This is a genomic window from Spirillospora sp. NBC_01491, assembly GCF_036227065.1.
Lineage (GTDB): Bacteria > Actinomycetota > Actinomycetes > Streptosporangiales > Streptosporangiaceae > Spirillospora > Spirillospora xylanilytica.
This window is the reverse complement of record NZ_CP109432.1, coordinates 6,625,324-6,648,148: the sequence shown is the minus strand read 5'-3', so window position 1 is coordinate 6,648,148 and position 22,825 is coordinate 6,625,324. Positions and strand designations below refer to the sequence as shown.

Annotated in this window: 17 protein-coding genes; 7 read left to right on the top strand and 10 right to left on the bottom strand. The window is 74.2% G+C overall.

Features of this window, described 5'->3' with window-relative positions:
• The first annotated feature begins 528 nt into the window (after positions 1-528).
• Positions 529-2,136, top strand: coding sequence for an AMP-binding protein (locus OHA34_RS30870; RefSeq protein ID WP_329519676.1), 1,608 nt, complete (start codon positions 529-531; stop codon positions 2,134-2,136).
• A gap of 170 nt (positions 2,137-2,306) precedes the next feature.
• Here the strand turns inward: OHA34_RS30870 and OHA34_RS30865 are convergent, their stop codons facing one another.
• The 9 genes from OHA34_RS30865 to OHA34_RS30825 form a co-directional block, all read right to left on the bottom strand.
• Positions 2,307-2,594, bottom strand: a complete 288-nt coding sequence (locus OHA34_RS30865) for a hypothetical protein (RefSeq protein ID WP_285937841.1) — start codon at positions 2,592-2,594, stop codon at positions 2,307-2,309.
• A gap of 157 nt (positions 2,595-2,751) precedes the next feature.
• The gene (locus OHA34_RS30860) at positions 2,752-3,534 is read right to left on the bottom strand and encodes a class I SAM-dependent methyltransferase (RefSeq protein ID WP_285937842.1); all 783 of its coding nucleotides are present in this window, start codon (positions 3,532-3,534) and stop codon (positions 2,752-2,754) included.
• A 59-nt stretch (positions 3,535-3,593) separates the two neighbouring features.
• Positions 3,594-7,049, bottom strand: coding sequence for an ATP-dependent helicase (locus OHA34_RS30855; RefSeq protein ID WP_329519675.1), 3,456 nt, complete (start codon positions 7,047-7,049; stop codon positions 3,594-3,596).
• Between the two features lie 141 nt (positions 7,050-7,190).
• The gene (locus tag OHA34_RS30850) at positions 7,191-10,334 is read right to left on the bottom strand and encodes an ATP-dependent helicase (RefSeq protein WP_329519674.1); all 3,144 of its coding nucleotides are present in this window, start codon (positions 10,332-10,334) and stop codon (positions 7,191-7,193) included.
• A gap of 186 nt (positions 10,335-10,520) precedes the next feature.
• Positions 10,521-10,829: an MGMT family protein gene (locus tag OHA34_RS30845; protein WP_329519673.1), complete on the bottom strand. Its 309-nt coding sequence runs from the start codon at positions 10,827-10,829 to the stop codon at positions 10,521-10,523.
• Between the two features lie 52 nt (positions 10,830-10,881).
• Positions 10,882-12,081: a S8 family serine peptidase gene (locus OHA34_RS30840; protein ID WP_329522466.1), complete on the bottom strand. Its 1,200-nt coding sequence runs from the start codon at positions 12,079-12,081 to the stop codon at positions 10,882-10,884.
• Between the two features lie 2 nt (positions 12,082-12,083).
• On the bottom strand, positions 12,084-12,845 hold the full coding sequence (locus tag OHA34_RS30835) for a hypothetical protein (RefSeq protein WP_329519672.1): 762 nt from the start codon (positions 12,843-12,845) through the stop codon (positions 12,084-12,086).
• A 105-nt stretch (positions 12,846-12,950) separates the two neighbouring features.
• Positions 12,951-14,171 carry a S8 family serine peptidase gene (locus tag OHA34_RS30830; RefSeq protein ID WP_329519671.1) on the bottom strand — a complete coding sequence of 407 codons (1,221 nt, stop codon included), beginning with the start codon at positions 14,169-14,171 and terminating at the stop codon, positions 12,951-12,953.
• Positions 14,172-14,254: 83 nt separating this feature from the next.
• Positions 14,255-15,034 carry a hypothetical protein gene (locus OHA34_RS30825; RefSeq protein WP_329519670.1) on the bottom strand — a complete coding sequence of 260 codons (780 nt, stop codon included), beginning with the start codon at positions 15,032-15,034 and terminating at the stop codon, positions 14,255-14,257.
• 599 nt (positions 15,035-15,633) lie between these two features.
• On the opposite strand from OHA34_RS30825, the gene moeZ reads away from it, so the two are divergent.
• From moeZ to OHA34_RS30810, 3 genes are all read left to right on the top strand, one after another.
• Entirely contained in the window at positions 15,634-16,815 is a 1,182-nt protein-coding gene (moeZ, locus tag OHA34_RS30820; RefSeq protein ID WP_285937850.1) for an adenylyltransferase/sulfurtransferase MoeZ, read from the top strand.
• 369 nt (positions 16,816-17,184) lie between these two features.
• A complete protein-coding gene (locus tag OHA34_RS30815) occupies positions 17,185-17,490 on the top strand; it encodes a hypothetical protein (protein WP_285937851.1) in 306 nt (101 codons plus the stop codon).
• A 152-nt stretch (positions 17,491-17,642) separates the two neighbouring features.
• Positions 17,643-18,404 carry an SGNH/GDSL hydrolase family protein gene (locus tag OHA34_RS30810; RefSeq protein WP_285937852.1) on the top strand — a complete coding sequence of 254 codons (762 nt, stop codon included), beginning with the start codon at positions 17,643-17,645 and terminating at the stop codon, positions 18,402-18,404.
• 31 nt (positions 18,405-18,435) lie between these two features.
• Here OHA34_RS30810 and ku read toward each other — a convergent pair whose 3' ends face one another.
• Entirely contained in the window at positions 18,436-19,371 is a 936-nt protein-coding gene (ku, locus tag OHA34_RS30805) for a non-homologous end joining protein Ku (RefSeq protein WP_285937853.1), read from the bottom strand.
• Positions 19,372-19,484: 113 nt separating this feature from the next.
• Between ku and ligD (OHA34_RS30800) the strand changes: the two genes are divergently transcribed.
• From ligD (OHA34_RS30800) to OHA34_RS30790, 3 genes are all read left to right on the top strand, one after another.
• Positions 19,485-20,459, top strand: a complete 975-nt coding sequence (ligD, locus tag OHA34_RS30800; protein ID WP_329519669.1) for a non-homologous end-joining DNA ligase — start codon at positions 19,485-19,487, stop codon at positions 20,457-20,459.
• Positions 20,449-21,348 carry a non-homologous end-joining DNA ligase gene (ligD, locus tag OHA34_RS30795; RefSeq protein WP_329519668.1) on the top strand — a complete coding sequence of 300 codons (900 nt, stop codon included), beginning with the start codon at positions 20,449-20,451 and terminating at the stop codon, positions 21,346-21,348. The genes ligD (OHA34_RS30800) and ligD (OHA34_RS30795) overlap by 11 nt, the downstream gene beginning before the upstream one ends.
• A 106-nt stretch (positions 21,349-21,454) precedes the next feature.
• A complete protein-coding gene (locus OHA34_RS30790; protein WP_285937856.1) occupies positions 21,455-22,810 on the top strand; it encodes a dihydrolipoyl dehydrogenase family protein in 1,356 nt (451 codons plus the stop codon).
• Positions 22,811-22,825 lie beyond the last annotated feature (15 nt).

Sequence of the window (22,825 nt, the reverse complement as noted above, 5' to 3'; positions counted from 1 at the left end):
ACGCGCCGACCCCAGGCCGCACCCGTCCTCGCTGACGCTTTTCCGTTCTTCTGCTTTTCGCTTTTCCGCGCGCGAAGCGCGCGTGCGCCGAGGAGCGTAGATTTCATCAAGGCCAAGAAACACACCTCTCTCCGCCGGCGACCTCAACCGAAGTGACCTCGACGGACCACCACGTGCACGCCATCACCGACCCGCTGGGGAAACCTCAGCAGGGCACCCGCCGAGCCTTCCCAGCTCGAAAGAAAGAAACCCCGGCATAGCAACAACCGAAACGCACGCATCGAAATGAACCTGCCGAACACGATCAACCGAACACTCCAACACGCCGGCTTGCGAGCGTGGACGACTACGGGCATCGATGATGGGCCTCAGGATGCCGTCCCGAGGTCCGCTGCTACGCGAGACGCCGCTCCCCGCTACATATCTGACTTACCGCCGGGTATGTGCCTGGCTCACCCCCTGGACGAACGACGAACGACGAACGACGAACGACGTCCGGCCGTGAGGTCGGATGAGGAGAGAGGTCCCATGCTGCTGCTCGACCGGGTGCGTTCGCTGGCGGGTCTGGGAGTGCGGGCCGGGCGCGCGGTGCGCGACGTGGGGGTCCTGCATCCCGTCCGTCCGGACCGGGCGGCGCGGCTGCTGTTCCCGTACGTGCGGTTCGGGCCGGTGCCCGCGACGGTGGGTGCGATGTCGGCGCTTCGGTTCCCCGACCGGACGGCGCTGATCGATGAGCGCGGCGCGTTGACGCACGCGGAGCTGGAGGGGCGGGCTTCCGCGCTGGCCACGGCGTTGCGGGAACGGCTCGGCGAGGACGAGCGGGTCGGCGTGCTGTGCCGTAACCATCGCGGGTTCGTCGAGACCGTCCTCGCCGCGTCCCGGCTCGGGAACGACGTGGTGCTGCTCAACACCGACTTCTCCGCCACGCAGCTCGGGCAGGTCATCGAGCGCGAGGGGGTGGGCCTGCTGGTCCACGACGAGGAGTTCGACCCGGTCGTGGACGGCGCCTCGTTCGGCGGGCGGCGGGTGCACGCCTGGTCGGGCGGCGGAACGTACGAGACGCTCGACGAGCTGGCCGAGGCGACCACGGCCGAGCCGGTGATGCCCGGACGGGTCAGCAGGGTCGTCGTGATGACCTCGGGCACGACCGGGACGCCCAAGGGCGCGCGGCACGACATCTCGATCGGCTCGGTGCTGCCCGCCGCGCTGAGCCATCTGATGCGGGTGCCGGTGCGGTCGGGCGCGCCGATCGTGATCGCGCCGCCGCTGTTCCACGTGCTGGGGTTCGGGTACCTGTCGGTCGGGCTGGGGATGGGGATGCCGGTGGTGCTCTCGCGGCGCTTCGACCCGGCCGCGACGCTGCGGGCGATCGAGGAGCACAAGGCGGAGACGCTGATCGCGGTCCCGATGATGCTCCAGCGGCTGCTGGACGCGGGCACCGTGACCACGACCGCCACCGTGTCGCTGCGGGTGGTCGTGTGCGGCGGGTCGGCGCTGCATCCGCACGTGTCGGAGGCGTTCATGGACGCGTTCGGGGACGTGCTGCACAACGTGTACGGGGCCACCGAGACCGGCTGGGCGACCATCGCGACGCCCGAGGATCTGCGGGCGGCGCCCGGAACCGTCGGCCGGCCCTCGTACCGCCTCACCGTCCGGATCCTGGACGAGGACGGGCGGGAGGCGCCGCCTGGGGACGTGGGCGAGATCCACACCGGCGGCGGACTCCGGTTCGCCGGGTACACCGGGGGCGGCGGCAAGCGGGTGCGGGACGGCCTGACCGACACCGGCGACCTCGGGCACTTCGATGACGCGGGACGGCTGTTCGTCGACGGCCGTGTCGACGACATGATCGTGTCCGGTGGCGAGAACGTGTTCCCCGGCGAGGTCGAGGACCTCCTCGGCGGGCACCCCGGGATCGCCGAGACCTCGGTCATCGGCGTCGACGACGAGAGGTTTGGCCGGCGGCTCGCGGCGTACGTGGTGCGGGCCGAGGGGGCGAGCGTGGACGAGGACGATGTCCGCGCCTACGTGAAGGCGCACCTGGCCCGCTACAAGGTCCCCAGGGACGTCCACTTCGTCGACGAGCTGCCCCGGACCAGCACCGGCAAGGTCAAAGCGCGGGCGCTGCGGGGCTGACCCGGCGCCGCCCCAGGGCGGGATGGAAAGCCGGGGCCGCTCGCACGCGTCGCCGCGCGAAGATGCTCAGGCCGCGTGACGGTGGGGTCAAGCCGTGCGGAGGCGAGGTCAGGCCGTGCAGGGGTGAGGTCAAGCTGTGCAGGGGGGTGCTCGGGCCGTGCGGAGACAGGTCAGGCGACGCGCTGTTTGGCGGCCATGCAGATGCGGGCCAGGTCGTTGAGGGCGTCGGCGCGGCGCTCGTCGAGCGTGCGGCCGTCGCCCTGGTCGGCCTCGGCGAGTGTGTCGATCACCAGGGAGAACACCGGCCATTCGGCGGGCCCGATCGCGCCCTGGAAATCGACGGCGCCGTCCTCGAGGTCGTCGAGATCGAGGTTGCGGGCGAAGGTGGCGAGTGCCGCCTCGGCCGCCACCACCCCGATGCGCATCGCGAGCGCGGCCGGCTGGCGGTCGACGCGCACGGGGGAATCCACGCTGCTAGAACCCATGTTCGACAACATAGAACACACGAGCGAGCCACGTCGAACGTTTGCACGAGTTCCCAGCTCAGAAAACCACCGCGAACGCCTAATCCGCCCCCTAACCCAATCCCCTAACCCAATCCCCCTAACCCGCCCCCTACCCCACCGTCGCCTGAAGGAAGAGGTTGGAGTGGGTGAAGCACACCTCGCCGTCCACCCGGACGGGGCGCATGCCGGTGGGGGCTCCGGTGCCGGCGAGCTCGTCCTCCAGTTCCTTGCGGATCTGGGCGGCGGGCTCGTCCGGGGTCCGCGACATGGCCAGCCACGGTTCCAGCGGCCGGACGTGCTCGAAGCGCTCGGTCCGCTTGACCTCGGCGCCGGCGGCGGTGACCAGCTCGGCGATCCGCTCCTCGGTGAGGGTGGTGCCGTGCGAGGGGTCGCGGAGGCGTTCGATCCGGTCGGCGTCGCCGTCCAGGCCGGGGGGACGGACCAGGTCGGCGATGACCAGGGCCGCGCCCGGACGGCTGACGCGGGCGGCCTCGCGCACCACCGCGGCGGGGTCGGCCACCTGGTGCAGCGAGAAGCGGGTGACCACGAGGGTGAACGAGCGGTCGAGGTGGGGCAGGTCGACCGCGTCCCCGCGGGTGAAGGTCAGGTTGGTGACGCCCTCGGCGTCCGCGGCGCGCTTGCCTTCGGCGAGCATCGCGGGCGTGAGGTCGAGCGCCGTCGCGTGCCGCACCCGGCGGGCGATCGCGCGGGACACCAGCCCGGTGCCCGCGGCCACCTCCAGGACGACGTCCTCCAGGTCCAGCTCGGGCTCCATGAACCGGACGAGCCGGTCCAGGTGACGGGTGAAGGCGACGTTCAGCGCCGGGTCCCCGATCGTGGCCGCCTGCTTGGAGAACTCGCGTACGACCATCTCGTCATGCGTCACCGTCACGTGGCCTCCTCGTGATGTTTGCCCCGGATCATCCCCGAAAGCACCGTCCGTGAAAAGTCTCAGGCGGCGGGAACGCTCTCCAGGAGGGCGGTCAGCCCGGCGGCGTCGAGCAGGTCGGCGGGCCGGACGGTGACGTTCGCGCCGACGTAGTGGAACGCGGCGCTGACCCGCTCGACGGGGACGTCCGCGAGCTCGGCCCAGGCCAGCCGGTAGGCCGCGAGCTGCACCGACGTGTACCCGGCCTCGGCGCCGGACGGCGGGGCGCCGGTCTTCCAGTCGACCACCTCATAGCCGCCGTCTCGGCCCGTGAACACCGCGTCCATCCGGCCCCGGATCAGCCGGTCGCCGATCACGGTCTCGAACGGGACCTCGATGTCGAGCGGCTCGCGCGCGGCCCATTCTGACGCCTCGAACCGCTCGCGGAGCCGGGCCAGATGGGAGTCGTCGGCGGCGCCCTCGTCGGCGGCGCCGGGCAGCTCGCCCGGGTCGAGCAGCCGCTGCTGCCCCCAGCGGCCCTCCAGCCAGGCGTGGAACGCGGTGCCGCGGCGGGCGTAGGGGGCGGGCGGACGCGGCATCGGGCGGCGGATCTGCCGGGCCAGCGCGGCCGGGTCACGGGCCAGGGAGACCAGCGACGACACCGACAGGTGCGCGGGCAGCTCGACGAGCAGCCCGTCGCCGCCCCGACCGCGGTCGCGTTCGGCCAGCAGCAGCTCGACGTCGCGCGCCCACGCCGACATGCGGCCCCGGTCGGCGTCCGCGAGGCCGTCGTCGCCGGCCCAGTGGCGGGCGCGGCCCCGCATCGCGTCCTCGACCATGCGGGCGGCGTCGACGACCGCCTCGTAGCGTTCCCGCGCCGAGGCGTCGGACCGGCCGCGCTCACCCGGCCCGGCGGGCCACTGCGCCTCGTCCGCGTCCGCGAGCAGCGGGTTGGCGGCGCCGTCCTCGGGCGGGTCGGCCCAGGCCGCGACCGTCCCCGCCCCGGCGAGGCAGACGTCGCGGACCTCCTCCAAAAACGGGGACGGGCCGAGCGGCCGGCCGGACGCGCCCCACCAGTAGCCGGTCACGATCAGCAGGCTGGACGCGCGGGTCACCGCCACGTAGGCGAGCCGCCGCTCCTCGCGCAGGTCGCGTTCGCCGCACGCCCGGTCGAACGCGGCGAGGTCGTCCTTGTCCAGGCCGGGCAGCTCGGGTAGATCGGCGCGGTCGCCGCGCAGCGGGAACGGCAGGACGCGCGGGTTGGCCGTCCAGCGGGTCGCGTTCTGCGGCGGCGAGGGGAAGATCGAGCCCTTGGCCGGGTTGCCGTTCTTCTGCGCGGTGAACGACAGGCCCGGGACGATCACGACCGGCCATTCCAGGCCCTTGGAGGCGTGCACGGTGAGCAGCTTGACGCTGTCGGTCTCGCCGACCCGTCCGGCCTCCAGCCCGAACTCCTCGGTCTCGGCCGCCTTGAGGTAGGCGAGGAACGCGCCGAGCGTCGGGTCCTCGGCGTCGCCGGCGAACGTGGCGGCGGCGCCGATGAACGCGTCCAGGTCGGCGCGCGCGGTGACCGGGTCGAGCCCGGACCTGGCCGCGACCTCGATGTCGAGCCCGAGCGCCCGCTCCACCTCGTTGACCAGGTCGGGCAGCGGCAGCCCGACCTGCCCGCGCAGGGTGCGCAGCTCGTCGCGGAGCCGGCGGAGCCGGCCGTGCCCCTCCGGCGAGTACGCCGCGGGCTCGCCGAGGTCGTCGAGCGCGTCGACGAGGCTCCCGGTCTCCTGGTTCAGCTCGCTGACGAGCTGCCGCAGCGGATCCTCACCACCCGCCGCAGCGGTGTCGCCGCCGCCGGGTCGCACGCCGGGGTCCGGGGCCGCGGGATCCGAGTGGTCCGAGGGATCCGGCAGGGCCGCGGAATCCGACAGGGACGCGGCGCTGGGGGGCTCTGGGAGCTCTGGGGGTTCTGGCGGGGTGACGTCGCGGGCGGACTCCTGGGCGAGGGCCCGGGCGCGGCGGCCGAGGGCCACCAGGTCGCGGGGGCCGAGGCGCCAGCGGGGGCCGGTGAGGAGCCGGGCGAGGGACGCGCCGGCGGTCGGGTCGTGCATGACGCGCAGCGTGGCCACCACGTCCTGGACCTCGGGGACGGTGAGGAGCCCGCCCAGGCCGACCACCTCGACCGGGACGCCGCGGCTCTCCAGGGCGCGGCGGATCAGCGGGAACTGCGACCGCTTGCGGGCCAGCACGGCGATGTCGGAGTAGCGGAGCGGGTCGCCCTCCCACGTCCCGCCGTCGGGCGCGGCCTGCGGGTCGCCGGCCATGACGGCGGCGACGCGGGCGGCGATCCGGTCGGCCTCGTCCTCGATCGTGGCGAACAGCGCGCACTCGACGCGGCCCCGCGCCTCGCGGCCCGCGCCGGGCACCAGGCGCGGCACCGCCTTGGTGTCGGCGCGCAGCTCCTCCTGCACCCGGGCCGCCGCGTCCAGGATCCGCTCACCGTTGCGGAAGCTGCGGCTGAGCTGCGTCACCGCCGCCGGAACCGCGCGCCGTCCCTCGATCGGGGCCTGCGCGGGGAAATCGTGGGCGAAGCGGAGCAGGTTGCCCGCGCTCGCGCCGCGCCAGCCGTAGATCGACTGGCACGGGTCGCCGACGGCCGTCACCGGGTGCCCGCCCGCGAACAGCGAGCGCAGCAGCACGAGCTGCGCCTGGCTGGTGTCCTGGTACTCGTCGAGCAGCACCACCGAGAACCGGGACCGCTCGATCATCCCGACCTCGGGATGCTTGTAGGCGATCCGCGCGGCCAGCGCCATCTGGTCGCCGTGGTCGACGACCTCCCGTCCGGCCTTGGCGCGGTGGTACGCCTCGATCAGCGGCATGAGCTGCTCGCGGACGGCATGCTTGGCGAGGATGTCGCGCTGCGCCTTGAGCGGCTTCCCGACCGCGGCGAACCGCTCGTCCAGCCACGTCCCGACCCGGCGGACGTCGCCCGCGGTGCGCAGGTGCTCGGACAGGTCGCCGGCGAGCTCCATCACCGCCTTGGTGACAGTGTCGGGCGCCCAGTCGACACGGTCCATCGGCCCGGCGTAGGCGTCGACGACCCGCGAGCAGATCTGCCACGCGACCGCCGGGGAGATCAGCCGCATCGTCGGCTCCAGCGCCTCGCGCAGCGCGTGGTCGCCGAACAGCCGGGACGCGTAGGAGTGGTAGGTCGACACCATCGGCTCGCCGTCGAACAGCGACTCGCCGCCGAGCCGTTCGAGCTCGTCCGCGGGCAGCACCTCGCGCAGCGCGTCGAGGCGCTTGCGCACCCGCGCGCCCAGCTCGGCCGCGGCCTTGCGGGTGAAGGTCAGGCCGAGGACCCGCTCGGGCCGGACGAACCCGTTGGCGACCAGCCACACCACCCGGGCCGCCATCGTCTCGCTCTTGCCCGACCCGGCGCCCGCGATCACCGCCAGCGGCGCCAGCGGCGCCTCGATCACCCGCGCCTGCTCCAGGGTCGGCTCGGGGATCTCCAGCAGCCTGGCCAGTTCCGCGGGACTGATCACCCCGTTCCCCCGTGCTCGTTCGCGGGCGGCCCCGGAGCGGTCACGGGGGCGGCCCGGCTGGATTCGATGGCGGGCCCGCCGCGCGACCTCGCGGCGACCGGGTGGACCGGCCCGGCCCGCCCGGACGCCCGGCCGCTCGGGTCAGTCACCGACCTGGCCGCCCTCGTCGTGCACCGGGCAGCACGAGCGTACGGGGCAGGTCCGACACTTGTCGTTGGCCCGCGCCTGGAAGACCTCGCCGGCCATCCCGGTCGCGACGATCTCCACCAGTTTCCGCGGCCACTCGGGATCGTCGTCCTGCCCGGGGGGCGGCTGCTCCTGCTCGCGGGCGCGCGCGGTGAACGCCGCCTTGCCGACCTGGATCAGCTTGGCGCCGCCCGGCTCGATCAGGCCGTGCCGCTCGAACGCGCCGAGCATCACCGCGTACTGGTAGACGCCGAGCTGCGGGTGGCGGGCCAGGTCGTCCTTCGGAACCGCGGTGGTGGAGGTCTTGATGTCGATGATGACCGCGCGGCCCTGCTCGTCGCGTTCGGCGCGGTCGATGCGGCCCTTGATGACGACCCGGCCGAGGTCGACCTTGAACGACTCCTCCAGCGCGACGACCTCGTTGGGGTTGTCGCGGTGCCAGCCGAGGAACTTGTCGACCATCGCGGCGGCCTGCTCGCGCTGCTTCTCCGAGTACCAGGCGCTGCGGAACTCCAGGTCGTTCCAGATCTCGTCGAGCCGCTCGGCGACGTGCACCTCGCCGACGCCGTCGTCGGCGCCCGCCATCTCGGCGACCGCGTGGATGACCTTGCCCATGGTGCTGTACTCGTTCGGGCCGCCCTCCTGCGCGCCGACGGCGGAGGCCAGCAGCCAGCGCAGCCCGCAGGTGGTGAACGCCTCGACCTGGGACGGGGAGATGGTGATCGGCTCGTCCTCGGCGAACGCCGGGCCGGGGTCGGACAGCGCGGTGATGGCGTACCAGTTCTCCGGACGGGCGCCGCGCACCCCCGCGCGCGCGAGGCGGGCCAGGTGCCCGGCGGCGGCGCGGCGCAGCGGCTCGGGGCGGGACGGGTCGGCGACCGCCGAGCGCAGGTCGGCGACCAGCGCGGGCAGCGACAGCCAGCGGGTCTTCTCGTCGAGCTGGGACTCCTCGATCGCGCCGGGCACCAGCTCGTTGAGGAACCGGGAGGGGCGCTCCTCGCTGTCGGCGCCGCCCACCGCGGTGACCACCAGGCGGCGGCGCGCGCGGGTGACGGCGACGTAGAACAGCCGCCGCTCCTCGTCCATCATCTTGGCGGCCATCGACGCGCCCGCGGCGGCCTCCCCGCCGGTCTCGTTGCCCGCCGCGTGCTCGATCAGCTCCTCGACGCCGAGCAGCGAGCCGCGCAGCCGCACGTCCGGCCAGACGCCCTCCTGGACGCCCGCGACGACGACCACGTCCCACTCCAGGCCCTTGGCGCGGTGCGCGGTCAGGATCCGCACCGCCTCGCCCTGCGGGGCCTGCTCGGCGAGGGTGTCGCCGGCGATCTCCTGGGACGCGATGTTGTCGACGAACAGCTCGGGCCCGGCCTGCGGCAGCCGGTCGACGAACCGCGCGGCGTGGTCGAACAGCGCGACGACCGCGTCGAGGTCGCGGTCGGCCGCCGCGCCCCGGGTGCCGCCCTTGACGCTCTGCTCCAGCAGCGCGTCGGCCTGGCCGCTCTCCTGCCACACCGCCCACAGGACGTCCTCGGCGGTGCCCTTCCCGGCCGCGTCCCGGGCGACCTCGATCAGGTGCCCGACCCGTTCGGCGGGGGCGCGCACCTTCTCGTGGACGAGCGCGAGCTCGCGCGGGTCGTCGATCGCGGCGACCATCAGCTCGTCGAGCTGCCGGTGCCCGCCGGACAGGTCCTCCAGGTCGCGCAGGGCCCGTTTGAGGCGCCGCATCGCCAGCGCGTCGGCGCCGCCGAGCGGGCCGGTGAGCAGGTCCTCGGCGACGACCTCGTCCAGGTGGCCCTTCTTCAGCGCGGCGCGCAGCAGCACCAGGATCGGCCGGACGGCCGGTTCGGCGATCAGCGGCACCTCGTCGCCCGCGACGACGACCGGGACGCCGGCCTGCGCGAGCGCGCGGCGCAGCACCGGCACCTGCCGGACCGCGCTGCGCACCAGCACCGCCATCCGCGACCACGGCACGCCGTCGAGCAGGTGCGCGCGGCGCAGCTCGTCGGCGACGAGCGCGGACTCCTGACTCTCGGAGTCGGCGATGACGGCCCTGACCTCGCCCTCCTCGACCCCCTCCGGGTGGCCGAGCGCGCGGTGCTCGGCGGCGAGCGGGCCCGCCGGGAGGCGGCGCGCGATGCGGCGGGACGCGGCGAGGATCTCCGGGCCCATCCGGCGGCAGGTGCGCAGCGCCACCACCGGCGCCGGATCGCCGCGCAGGGTCGGGAACCGCTCGGGGAACCCGAGGATGCCGCGCACGTCGGCGCCCCGGAACCCGTAGATCGACTGGTCCGGGTCGCCGACCACGACCAGGTCGCGGCCCTCCCCCGCCAGCCGCCGCAGCAGCTCCTCCTGGGCCGGGTCGGTGTCCTGGTACTCGTCCACGAACACCGCGTCGTAGGCGTCGCGCTCGCGGACCCGCGCGGCCTCGTCGGTGAGCGTCCCCGCGGCCATGTGGATCAGCTCGGCGTAGTCGTAGGTCGGGACGGGGTCGAGCGAGAACCGGTCGGCGTACCGGTCCATGAACGTGCCGATCGCGGGCCAGTCGTCGCGGCCCCGCGTCCGGCCGAGGCCGAACAGGTCCTCGGGCACGTACCCGCGTTCGGCGGCGCGCAGCGCGAAGTCGCGCAGCTCCTCGGCGAACCCGCGGGTCGCCAGCGCGGCCCGCAGCCGCTCGGGCCAGTCGCGGGCGCCGTCGGCCAGCTCGCCCTCCAGCAGCCGCCGCACCTCCAGGAGCTGCTCGGGCCCCGACAGCAGCCGCGGCGCCTGCTCCTCGTTCAGCACCGCGTCGCGTCTGAGCAGCGCGTAGGCGTACCCGTGGAACGTCAGCGCCAGCGGCGTGCGGGTGGTGCGGCGCAGCCGTCCGGTGATGCGCTCGCGGAGCTCGCCCGCGGCCTTGCGGCTGAAGGTGAGGACCAGCACCCGCTCGGGGTCGACGCCCCGGTTCTCGATCCGGTCGACGACCGCCTCGACGATCGTGGTGGTCTTGCCGGTGCCGGGACCGGCCAGCACCAGCATCGGCCCGCCGGCATGCTCGACGACCCGTCGCTGCTGCTCGTCGAGCACCGGCGGGACGGCCCGCGCGGGACCCGCGCGGCGCACGAGGCGATAGGAGGCTTGCGGCACAACAGTCGATTCCAGCAGATCATCGGAGCTGGTCTGACCACATCGCACGCATGTCGCGGACGAAACCCCCGTGACCACACCGTCACCGCCGGTACCGCACGTCCCCGAACCCCTTGCTGAGGTGCGGTTTCAGCGCTCAGGTCAGGCGGCCCGCCCCAGCTCTCAGGTCGGGCCGTCCCAGCGCGCCCGCCGGATGTCGACGCGGCGGCCGTCCGGGCGCAGCGGCGTTCCCTCCGCGCGGTACTCCTCGTGCGCGCGGACCTCGTGCCCCGAGGCCGGGCTCCCGTCGGCGCGCACCACCCGCCACCACGGCACCCCGCCGCCATAGAGGGACATCACCCGTCCCACCTGGCGGGGCCCGCCGGTCCCGACCAGCTCGGCGATGTCACCGTAGGCCAGCACGCAGCCGGGCGGTATCCGCTCGACGGCGTCCAGGACCGCCTCGGCGTATTCGTCAGGTTCGGACTGCATCCGAGAATTCTCGCGCTTCACAGGTGCCGCCGCTGCCGCTGCCGCTGCACGGTCACTCGTCGATGGACGGGCGGCGGCGGAACAGGTGGGCGATAGCGGCGACCAGGCCGATACCCGACAGGACGCAGGTCGCGGCGTACGCGACGATGGGCCCGCCGGCCCGGTGCACGACCTGCACGGGACGGACCGCGTCCGTCCCGAACCGCCGCGCGGCGGGCAGCCCGGCCCCGGCGGTGCGGACCCCCGCGAGGCGGTCGGACTCGGTGAGCGCGGCGAGCGCGTCGGCGCGGCCGAAGCCGACGCCGAGGTCGTAGCCGCGGGCCGGACGGCCCCGGGCCCCGCCCACGATGGCCTGGGCGACCAGCGCGGGCGCCAGCCCCGGGTGGCGGGACCGGACCAGCGCGGCGATGCCGGACACGAACGCCGTCGCGGGACTGGTCCCGTCGCCGATCCAGTACCGCGACCCCGGCCCGGCGCCGATGATCTGCACGCCGGGCGCCGACACCACCACGGCGGAGTTCCGGTTGGAGAAGCCCGCGTGCCGTCCGGCCGAGTCGACCGCCGCGACGGAGATCACACCGGGGAACGAGGCCGGATAGGAGTACTCGGTGTGCCCGCCGCGCCGCGCCGGGCGGTCGGCGCCGCCGTTGCCCGCCGCGGCGACCACCACCACGTTGCGGCGGATCGCGTCGGCGACCGCCTCGCGTTCGCGGCGGGTCGGGTACGAGCGGCCGAGCGACAGGTTGACGACGTCGGCGCCGTGGTCGACCGCGTAGCGGATGCCCTGGGCGATGGTGCCCTCGTAGCGCTCGTCCTCGGTGAACGCCGCGAACCCGGGCTCGTCCCGCTCCAGGATCACCCGCAGCGACAGCAGCCGGGCCTCGGGCGCGACGCCGAGCATCCCGGCGGTGCCGCCGGGGCCGTGGCCGTGCCCGGCGATGATCGAGGCCATGTTGGTGCCGTGCAGCCGCTTGGGCGCGACCCCCGGCGGGTTGGCGCCCTCGGTGTAGTCGGGGCCGGACGTGACCGAGCCCGCCAGGTCGGCCTGCGCCGGGTCGACGCCCGAGTCCAGCACGGCGACGGTCACGCCGCGTCCCTCGGCGAGGTCCCACGCGCGGGGCACGTTCAGCGACTCCAGGACGGGCGTCATCGCGTCCCGCACCTGATCGGCGCGGGCGGGCCGGGCGGACGGTCCGAACACGGCGGGGACCGCGAACAGGACGGCGCCGAGGGCGGCCATCAGCCCGCGCATGGTCAGCACGACCAGTCCGGGGTGTCGCAGCGGACCGGCGCGGCGGCGGTGAGCGGGCGCAGGACGCCCTCGACGAGTTGCGGGCCGAGGGCGGGCAGGTCCGGCTGCTGCTGCCCGGCGCGCAGGGCGGGGCGTCCGTCCGCGTAGCCGACCGTCGCGGCGACCACGTACGGGCCGTGCTGCGCCACGGCGGCGGACTGCCGGGCCGCGTCGCCGAAGCGGGCCGTCACCGAGCCCGGGAAGGGGACCGCGCGCAGCCCGGGACGCGGCGATCCCCTCGGGAACCAGGGGACGACCGCGCGCGCCGCCGCCTCGTCCGGGAGGACCACCACGGCGACCGTCACCGCGAGCCCCTGCGGCTGGTCGAGGTAGGTGGCGCGGAGCACCGCACGGCAGCCGCGGACGTCGAGGGACGCGCCGAGCCGCTGGTCGACGGCCGTGCCGCACCGGGTGTCGGAGTCGATCCCGACGCGGCGCGCGGTCTCGGCGGACCCCTGGTCGAGGGTGTAGGGGATCTCCGCGGGGAAGACGCGCCCGGAGGGCCACGCCTGATAGCGGCGGGCCACCTCCGCGGACACCGCGGCGGCCCGTTCCGGACGGCTCGGGTCACGGGTCAGCTCGGCGGCCAACCGCACCCCGGCGACGCTGAGCACCGTCGCGCATCCGGCGGCGGCCACCAGCGCGAGGGGCACCCGGCGTCCCCCGGCCCGTTCCCCGAGCGGCTCCCGACCGGCGTCCGGGGCTGAGATCTCGGCGCGCGACACGGGGCGGAGCGTAGCCGACAGACGATCAAGACACCGGACGCGGCCCGGGAGGTTGGTCAGGGGACGGCCGGGGACGCGGCCCGGGGGCGCGGCCCGGGGACACGGTTAAGGGACGCGGGCGGTGGGGCGGGGGGGGCGGCGGGCGAAGACGACCGCGATCGTGACCGCCGCCGCGGCGCCGCCGATGCCGAGCACCAGCACCACCGCGATCAGCGGGCGCACCCACACCGGACGGTCGATCACGTCGACCGGGCCCGGGGCGGATCCGAACCGCTGCGCGGCGGGCTTGCCGCCCCCGGCCGTCCCGGACGAGGTCAGCCCGTCCGCCGCGGCGAGCGCGCGCGGCGCGTTGACCTCGCCGAACCCGACCTCGGGGTCGTAGGTCCCGGCGGGCCCGTACCGGGTGCCGGCGATGAGCGCCTGGGCGACGAGGGCGGGCGGCAGCTTGGGGTGCCGGGCCCGGATCAGCGCGGCGATCCCCGAGACCAGCGCGCTGGAGTCGCTGGTGCCGTCGCTCATGTAGTACTTGCCGTCGGGGCCGCCCGCGGGCAGCCCGGCGCCCGGCGCGGACAGCAGCACCGAGTAGTTGCGGTTGGAGAACATCGCGCGGCGGTGCCCCGGCTCGGTGGCCGCCACCGCGATCACGCCGGGGTAGGCGGCCGGGTAGGAGTAGGGCGCGAACCCGTCGGAGTCGAGCCGGCGCCCGCGGTCCCCGTCGTTGCCGACCGCCGAGACCACCACGACGCCCTTGCCGATGGCGTACCCGATCGCGGCCCGTTCGGCGGGCTCCTCCTCGTACTTGCCGAGGGAGAGGTTGATGACGTCGGCGCCGTGGTCGGCGGCGTAGCGGATCCCGCGCGCCACCGCGCCCTCGGCCTTGTCGGACGAGCGGTAGGCCCCGTAGCTCGCGTCCTCGCGCTCGCCGATCGCGCGGACGGCCAGGATGCGGGCCTGCGGGGCCATCCCGATGATCCCGTCACCGCCGCCCGGCCCGTGCCCGTGCCCGGCGATGAGCGAGGCCATGTTGGTGCCGTGCAGCCGGGCGGGCTTGGTGGCGCCGTCGACCTCGGCCAGCATGTTGGGTCCGCTGATGACCGATCCCCGGAGGTCGGCCTGGCGGGGGTCGACGCCGGAGTCGACCACCGCCACCGTCACCCCGGAGCCCTTGGTCGTCTGCCACGCGGTCTCCATCCCGAGCGTCCGCAGCATGGCGCTCTGCCGGTCCCGGACCTCGTCGGCCCGCGCCGGCGCGGCGGTCGCGAGCGGCAGGCCCGCCGCGACGGCCAGCGCGAGGAGAGCCCTGGCCGCCCCGACCCGGCGCCCCACGCCGGCACCACGGGGTCGGACAGCGGCGGCACGGGTGCGCCCGGAGAGGGCATCACGCCTGAGCGGTGCGTCGCGCATCGGGGTCAGCACCGCCACTCGCGGCTGGAGCAGTCGGGCAGGGACCGCATCGACAGGGACCGCGCGATCGTGTGCGCGATCTGCGGCGCGAGGGTGAACGGGTCGGCGGGCCGGTCCTTCTTGATCGCGGCGGCCGGACGCCCGTCGGCCTGGCCTGAAGTGGTCAGCAGCACGTACGGGCCGCCGCGGTCGGCGGTGCGGGCCTGCCGGGCGGCGTCGGCGAACCGGCCGGACGCGGTGCCGGGGAAGGCGGCGGCGCGCAGCGCGGGCCGCACTCCGCCGGATTGCTCGGGCTCCCGCGCGCCGGGAGTCTCCTGGTAGGCGCGGTCGGCGCGCCACGGATCGGGGAAGGCCACCACGCCCACCGTGACCACGACCCCCTCGAGGTGGTCGGTGTAGGTGGCGCGCAGCACGGCGCGGCAGCCGTGCTTGCGCAGCGTCGCGGCGAGCTCGGCGTCGACGGCGTCCTCGCAGGTGGTGGAGGCGGCGATCCCGGTGCGGGTGGCGAACTCCCCGTCCCCGTCCTCCGGCTTGTAGGAGAGCCTGTCGGGGAAGATCCGGTCGGCGGGCCACGCCTGCCAGCGCCGCGCCACCTCGGCGTTCGCGGCGCGTTGCAGCTCGGCGTTGGTCGGCTCGCGGTGCAGGCTCGCCCACGCCCCGATGAGCGAGACGGCGCTCAGCAGCAGGTAGCAGCAGCCGAGCACGAGCGCGACGACCATCCACTGGCGGCTGCGCAGCCCCAGCACCGTGACCCGCCCGGACGCGGCGTCCGGGCCGCCCGCCATCGGCGCGCCCGGGTGACCGGGCGGCGGGCCCGGCCGCCACTGCTGCGACTCCGGCCGCCACCCCTGCTGCTCCGGCGACCAGCCGGAATGTCCCGGAGGACGGCTCTGCTGCTCCGGTGGCCACCCTCGCTGCTCCGGCGGCCGGCCCTGCTGCTCTGGCGGCCAGCCTTGTGGGCCTGTTCGCCCAGGTAGGGGGCTTGGTTGAACGGCCGACGGGTCCGGTGGACCGGTCGGCTTGCCAGGCGGCGGGCCCGATGGACCGGCGGGCGGTCCCGGTGAGGGCGGCTGTTGTGAGGGGGGCTGGAACGCCACAACCGTCAAGATTAGCTGTGGTTCACCACATTCCGCCCTGCCCGCCGGTAAGACACCGGCCAGGGACCGGGGCGCTCGGCGCTACGGGCGGAAGCCGTTCCGCATCCGCCCGGCCTCCTCGTGGATCCGCGTCTCGGTCTTCCATTCCTGCGGACGTAGGGGCTGACGTGGGCGTTCGACGGTCCGGGGTTCGGGGAATTCCGGGGGGCATGGCAAGGTTGTGCGGTGAAGGGACGATGGCGTCCGCCCCCCCGAACCAGCCGAGCGTCAGCACAGGAGCACTCACCGTGTCGTTGCCACCTCTGGTCGAGCCCGCAGCGGAGCTCACCCGTGACGAGGTCAATCGTTACTCGCGGCATTTGATCATCCCCGATGTGGGCATGGCCGGGCAGAAGCGTCTCAAGAACGCCAGGGTCCTGGTCGTGGGCGCCGGCGGGCTCGGCTCGCCCGCGCTGATGTACCTGGCCGCGGCGGGCGTCGGCACGCTCGGGGTCATCGACTTCGACATCGTCGACGAGTCCAACCTCCAGCGCCAGGTCATCCACCGCCAGTCCTCGCTCGGCAAGCCCAAGGCCGAGTCGGCGGCGGACGCGGTCCGCGAGATCAACCCGCTGATCGAGGTGGTGGTGCACAACACCGCGCTCGACCGCGACAACATCATGGACATCTTCGGCGGCTACGACCTCATCGTCGACGGCACCGACAACTTCGCCACCCGGTACATGGTCAACGACGCGGCGGTGCTGCTCGGCAAGCCGTACGTGTGGGGCTCGATCTACCGCTTCGACGGGCAGGCGTCGGTGTTCTGGGCCGAGCACGGCCCCTGCTACCGCTGCCTCTACCCCGAGCCGCCGCCCCCCGGCATGGTCCCCTCGTGCGCCGAGGGCGGGGTGCTCGGCGTGCTGTGCGCCTCGATCGGCTCGATCCAGGTGAACGAGGCGATCAAGCTGCTGGCCGGCATCGGCGAGCCGCTGGTCGGCCGGCTGATGATCTACGACGCGCTGGAGATGACCTACCGGCAGGTCAAGGTCCGCAAGGACCCCGAGTGCCCGCTGTGCGGCAAGAACCCGACGCAGACCGAGCTGCTGGAGGACTACGAGGCGTTCTGCGGCGCGGTGTCGGAGGAGGCCACCGAGGCCGCCAAGGACTCCACCATCTCGGTGGTCGACCTCAAGGCGATGCAGGACCGCGGCGACGGCATCTTCCTGGTGGACGTGCGCGAGCCCAACGAGTACGAGATCGTCTCGATCCCGGGCGCCACGCTGATCCCCAAGGGCGAGTTCCTCAACGGCTCGGCCCTCCCCCGGCTGCCGCAGGACAAGAAGATCGTCCTGCACTGCAAGTCGGGCGTGCGCAGCGCCGAGGCGCTGGCCGTGGTGAAGGGCGCCGGGTTCGGCGACGCCGTGCACGTCGGCGGCGGCGTGCTGGCGTGGGTCAACCAGATCGACCCGAGCCTGCCGTCCTACTGACGCGCTGAACACTCCGAACATCCCGGACGCCCCGGGCCGCACCCGCGGCCCGGGGCGTCCGGCCGTCCGGGGCGTCCGCCGCTCCGCGGGGGCGTCCACCGGTCTGGGAGGGGCGGGGCCGCGCGTCCCCATGGTTTCGGAGTGTGATATAGCGGATACATAGAGTGACGTAGGGTGGTCTCAGAGTCGGCGCTCCTAGGCGAAAAGCGCATGTGAACGCCGAGTAAACGCAAAGCGCTTGTGATCTCCCCCACGCAGGGAGAGACTGAGCGCGCTCCCGGGTCACACCGTCACGCGAACACCCGCGCGACGTGAGTTCACGCCCCGGCGGCATTCTCTCGATTCTTTGCACGCTTTTCTGGAGGCACGATGTCCACGCAGGTGACCACTGATGCCGAGACTTCGCTCGGGTATCTGGAGCGCCTGACCGACGAACTGCGCTCCCGCGGCTGGACGGTCGAGGTGGCCGCGCCGGCCGACCGCTGGCCGTCCGCGCTGGTGGCCAACCCCGAGATGCGGGCGCTGAACGAGAACGTCATCGCCGCGCAGGAACGGGCCGACCACACCTGGTCGTACTTTTACGGCTGGGGCGAGCGGATCGCGCCGTGCACCGACCCGGCCCGCGCCGCCGCCCTCCTCGGGCGGGTCCTCGGGACCTCCGGCTCCGACCGCTGAGCGCCCGGCCGGGCACCGCGTTCCCTTCAGGGCACCACGCGTTCCTTCAGGGCGCCGCATTCCCATCCGCCGTGTCCAGGCACCGCGTCCAGGGCAGTGCGTCCAGAGCACCGGGCTGAGCGGCCTTCGGGCAGGTCAAATAGCATGCTCGCATGGCATGGAAGCGATATGCGGCGATCGGCGACTCCTTCACCGAGGGGCTCGGCGACCCCCGGCCCGGCGGCGGCTGGCGCGGCTGGGCCGACCGCGTCGCCGCGGAACTCGCCGCGCGCACCGACGGCTTCGCCTACGCCAACCTCGCCGTCCGCGGGCGGCTGCTCGACCAGGTCCTGCAAGAGCAGCTCCCGGCGGCGCTGGATCTGAAGCCCGACCTGGTGTCGGTGTCGGGCGGCGGGAACGACCTGCTCCGTCCCGGGACCGACGTCGACGACCTGGCCGGGCGGATGGACGCCGCCGTGGCCGGGCTGCGCGCCGCCGGCGCCGACGTGGTGCTGTTCACCGGGGTCGACCCGGTCGGCTCGGCGGTGATCCGCCGCACCCGGGGACGGGTCGCGGTCTACAACGAGCAGCTCCGCGCCATCGCGGTCCGGCGCGGCGCGCACGTGGTCGACCAGTGGTCGATGGACGTCCTGCGCGACTGGCGGATGTGGGGCGTCGACCGGCTGCACATGTCGCCGGACGGGCACCGTCGCGTCGCGCTCGCCACGCTGGAGTCGCTCGGCGTCGCGGACGCCGGCGACTGGCGCGAACCCGGGCTGGAGCCGCTGCCCGAGCTCGGCCGCGGCGCCCGCATGCTGTTCGATCTGCGCTGGGCCCGCGCCCACCTCGCCCCCTGGGTGGCACGGCGGGTGCGCGGCCGGTCGTCCGGCGACACCGTCACCGCGAAGCGCCCAACGCTGGCGCCGCCCGACTGATCCGCGTCCGCCCGCGTGCCCGTGCGGAGGGTCAGGCGGACTTGCGTCCGCGGGGCTTGGACTCGGTCTTCTTCGCACCGCTCTTGCTCGACGGCGCCTTCCCGGACGCGGCCTTCCCGGACGCGGCCTTCCCCGACGGCTTCCGCGACGAGGACGACGACGAGCGGGCGGCGGGCTTCTCGGCGCCGCCGCCGCGGCCCTTCTTGGCCGCCTCGACGCTGGCGCGCAGCGCGCTGAGCAGGTCGGCGGCGGGTTCCTCGGCGGCCTCGGCCTCGGGCCGGGTGACCTCCCGGCCCTCGACCTTGGCGTCGATGACCGCCTGGAGCGCCTCGCGGTAGGCGTCCTTGTACTCGCCCGGGTCGAAGTCGCCCTCCATGCTCTCGATCAGTGAGGACGCCATCGTCAGCTCCTGCTTGCGGACCTCGATGTCCTCCTCCAGGAACGGGAACTCGGGCGCGCGGACCTCGTCCGGCCACAGCATCGTCTCCAGGACGAAGACGCCCTCGCGGACCCGCAGCGTCGCCAGCGACTCGCGCTGGCGCAGCGCGATCTTGACGATGGCGACCTGCCCGGAGCCCTCCAGCGCGTCGCGCAGCAGCACGTACGGCTTGGCGCCCTGCTGGTCCGGCTCCAGGTAGTAGGACTTGGCGAAGTAGATCGGGTCGACCTCGGCGCGGTCGACGAACTGGAGCACGTCGATGCGGCGGCTGGACGACAGCGGCAGGTCGGCGAAGTCCTCGTCGGTGAGCACGACCATCTCGCCGCCGGGCAGCTCGTAGCCCTTGGCGATGTCGGAGTAGGTGACCTCCTCGCCGTCGACCGTGCACACCCGCTTGTACTTGATCCGCCCGCCGTCCTGGCGGTGCACCTGGTGGAAGGACACGTCCCGCTGCTCGGTCGCCGAGTAGACCTTCACCGGGATGGTCACCAGGCCGAACGAGATGGCGCCCTTCCAGATACTGCGCATGATCTCTCCTTACCCAGCGTGCTCCTGCCCTTAGCGTCGCAATCCCGTTCGATTTATGCCACAACGATCCGTTGATCCTTTTCTTGGGAACGGCCATCGGGTAGGACCCGACTATGACCATGCCGTGGCCGGTCGAGCCGATGATGGCCGCGACCGGGGACCTTCCGGGCGACACCGGCCGCTGGGGTCTGGAGGTCAAGTGGGACGGCGTCCGCGTCCTCGCCCACGTCTCGGCCGACGGCGTGCGGGCGGGCGGGCGGCGGGCCGGCGAGGTCGCCGGCCGCTACCCCGAGCTGTCCGGCCTCTCCGACCTGCTCCCCCACCACGACGCGACGCTGGACGGCGAGGTGGTCGCGTTCGACGACGGGCGGCCGAGCTTCGAGCGGCTCCAGCGCCGGATGCACGTGGCCCGCCCGGACACCCGGCTGATCCGCGAGGTCCCGGTCCGGTACGTGGTGTTCGACCTGCTGTTCCTGGACGGCAGGCAGCTCTACGACGTGCCGTACGCCGACCGCCGCGCGCTGCTGTCGGAGCTGGACCTGGCCGGCGCGGGTTCCGTCGAGGTGCCCCCGTACCTGCACGGCGGCGACGCCGCCCAGGTCGCCGAGCTGCTGGAGTTCACCCAGGAGCAGCATCTCGAGGGGCTGATGGCCAAGCGCCTGGACTCCCCGTACCGGCCGGGCCGCCGGGTCGACTTCTGGCGGAAGGTCAAGAACTTCCTCACCCGGGAGGCGATCGTGTGCGGCTGGAAGCCCGGCAAGGGGCGGCGCGAGGGCGGCTTCGGCTCGGTGCTGCTCGGCGAGTACGACGGCAAGGGCCGGCTGTGCTTCGTCGGGCACGTCGGCACCGGCTTCAGCGATCGGGCGCTGGACGAGCTGTACGAGGCGCTGTGGCCGCTGCGCCGGCCGTCCAGCCCGTTCGACGAGGAGGTGCCGCGCGAGGTCGCCCGCGACGCCCAGTGGGTTGAACCGCGCCTGGTCGGGGACGTGGCCTACAGCGCCCGGACGAGGGACGGCAGGCTGCGCCACCCGTCGTGGCGCGGGCTGCGCGACGACAAGGATCCGCACGAGGTGGCCGGTGAGTTCTGAGAAGGTCGGCGTCGAGGTGGACGGGCGGGAGCTGACCCTGTCCAACCTCGGCAAGAGCCTCTACCCCGACTTCACCAAGGGCGAGGTCATCGACTACTACGCCCGGATCGCGCCGGTGCTGCTGCCGCACCTCGCGGACCGTCCGGCGACCCGCATCCGCTACCCGGACGGCGTCGACGGCGGGTCGTTCTTCGAGAAGAACGCGCCGTCCCACACGCCGGACTGGGTGCGCACGGCGACGATCCCGACGCCGGGCAGCTCGCGGGGCCGCGACACGCTCGACTTCGTCGTGATCGCCGACCTGCCGACGCTGGTGTGGTGCGCCAACCTCGCCGCGCTCGAACTGCACGTCCCGCAGTGGCGGGTGGGGCCGCGCGGCGGCCTGCGCAGTCCCGACCTGATGGTGTTCGACCTGGACCCGGGCGCCCCCGCGACGGTCGTGGACGCCTGCGAGGTCGCCCGGCTGCTCCGGGACCTGCTCGCCGCCGACGGGCTGGAGTCGTACCCGAAGACCAGCGGCAAGAAGGGCCTGCACCTCTACGTGCCGGTCGAGGAGACCGACCGGACCTCCGAGTACGCCAAGGAGGCCGCCGAGCGGCTCGCCACCGACCACGGCGGCCTGGTCGTCAGCAAGATGGAGCGGCGGCTCCGCACGGGGAAGGTCCTCGTCGACTGGAGCCAGAACAACCCGGCCAAGACCACCGTCGCCCCGTACTCGCTGCGCGCCGCCGCGAGCCCGTCGGTCTCCACCCCCGTCACCTGGGACGAGGTCGGCCGCTGCCGCGCGCCCGCCGATCTGGCGTTCGCCCCCGACGAGGCGCTGGCCAGGGTGGACGAGCACGGCGATCTCCTCGAACCGCTGTTCAGGGAGCGCCGCCCCCTCCCCTGACGGTGCGGCCCTCCCCTGACGATTCGTTCACCTCCGCGCCGCCGTATGTGTTCGAACCGGCACTCTCCGGCGCCGCCTTCCGTCACCATGTGCAGGCGGGAACAGCGTGACCGAGGAGTTGAGCAAGGTGTCGCAGAACCATCGCTTCGACGTCGTGGTGCTGGGCGGGGGCAGCGCGGGCGAGCTCGCGGCCTCGCAGCTTGCCAGGGCCGGACGGATCGTGGCGCTCGTGGAGAACCGGCTGGTCGGCGGGGAGTCGCCGTACTACGCCTGCGTCCCGTCCAAGTCGCTGCTGCTGTCGGCGCGGCGCGGCGAGACCTGGGAGCTGGCCGTCGCCCGCCGCGACGAGGCCGCCCGCCACCGGGCTGACGACGGCGCGGCGGCGCGGCTGACGGGCGACGGCGTGACCATGCTGCGCGGCCGGGGCCGGGTCACCGGGCCCGGCCTGATCGAGGTGGGCGGGACCGAGCACGGGTTCACCGACCTGGTCGTGTGCACCGGCAGCGAACCCGCCGTCCCCGCCGTCGACGGGCTGGCCGAGGTGCCGACGTGGACCAGCGACGAGGCCCTCGCCCTGCCCGACCTGCCGCGCCGGCTGGTGATCCTCGGCGGCGGCCCGGTCGGCTGCGAGCTGGCCCAGGTGTACGCGGCGTTCGGCTCCCAGGTCGCGATCGTCGAGGAGGCCGGGCGGCTGCTGACCGACGAGGCGCCCTTCACCGGGGAGGCGCTGGCGGGCGCGCTCCGCCGGATGGGCGTCGACGTGCGGCTCGGCGCCGGGGTCGCGCGGATGGAGCGCGAGGACGCCGGGGCGCGGCTGTGGCTGTCGGACGGCGGGACGCTCGAGGCCGACCGGGTCCTGGTCGCCGCCGGACGCCGTCCCCAGGTGGACGGGCTGGGTCTGGAGTCGCTCGGCGTCCCCGTCGAGCCCGGCCGCGCGCTGCCGGTGGACGGGACCTGCCGGGTGCCGGCCGGGGAGGACGCGCCGGGCGGGGTGTGGGCCGCCGGCGACGTGACCGGCGTCGCCCGCACGGCGCACGCCGCCCGCTACCAGGCGCGCGTGGTCGTCTCCAACGTGCTCGGCGAGCACCGGGAGGCCGACTACCGGGCGATCCCGCGGGTCGTCCACACGACGCCGACGGTCTACTCGGTGGGGCTGCCGCCCCGGCGGGCCGCCGAACTGGGCTTGGACCTGCTCACGGCCGGGTACGACCTGGCCGCGACGGCCCGCGCGAGGGTGGAGGCCGAAGGCCCGGGCCGGGTGGAGCTCTACGCCGATCGCTCCAGCGGGCTGCTGATCGGCGCCGCCGCCGCCGGGCTCTACGCTGAGGAGTGGATGAGCGAGATCGCACTGGCCATCCGTGCCGAGACGCCGTTGAGCCTGCTCACCGATGTCGTGCACGCGTTCCCGACCTTCGGCGAATCGATCGAGGCGCCGCTCCGGGAACTGGCCGGACGCCTCTGAGGGGGAGGACGCGTG

Coding starts and splice junctions, on each gene's coding strand:
- ligD (WP_329519669.1), top strand. CDS start 19,485: ATGACCATGCCGTGGCCGGTCGAGCCGATGATGGCCGCGACCGGGGAC.
- OHA34_RS30845 (WP_329519673.1), bottom strand. CDS start 10,829: ATGCAGTCCGAACCTGACGAATACGCCGAGGCGGTCCTGGACGCCGTC.
- OHA34_RS30810 (WP_285937852.1), top strand. CDS start 17,643: ATGGCATGGAAGCGATATGCGGCGATCGGCGACTCCTTCACCGAGGGG.
- OHA34_RS30870 (WP_329519676.1), top strand. CDS start 529: ATGCTGCTGCTCGACCGGGTGCGTTCGCTGGCGGGTCTGGGAGTGCGG.
- OHA34_RS30840 (WP_329522466.1), bottom strand. CDS start 12,081: ATGCGCGGGCTGATGGCCGCCCTCGGCGCCGTCCTGTTCGCGGTCCCC.
- OHA34_RS30815 (WP_285937851.1), top strand. CDS start 17,185: ATGTCCACGCAGGTGACCACTGATGCCGAGACTTCGCTCGGGTATCTG.
- ku (WP_285937853.1), bottom strand. CDS start 19,371: ATGCGCAGTATCTGGAAGGGCGCCATCTCGTTCGGCCTGGTGACCATC.
- OHA34_RS30825 (WP_329519670.1), bottom strand. CDS start 15,034: ATGGCGGGCGGCCCGGACGCCGCGTCCGGGCGGGTCACGGTGCTGGGG.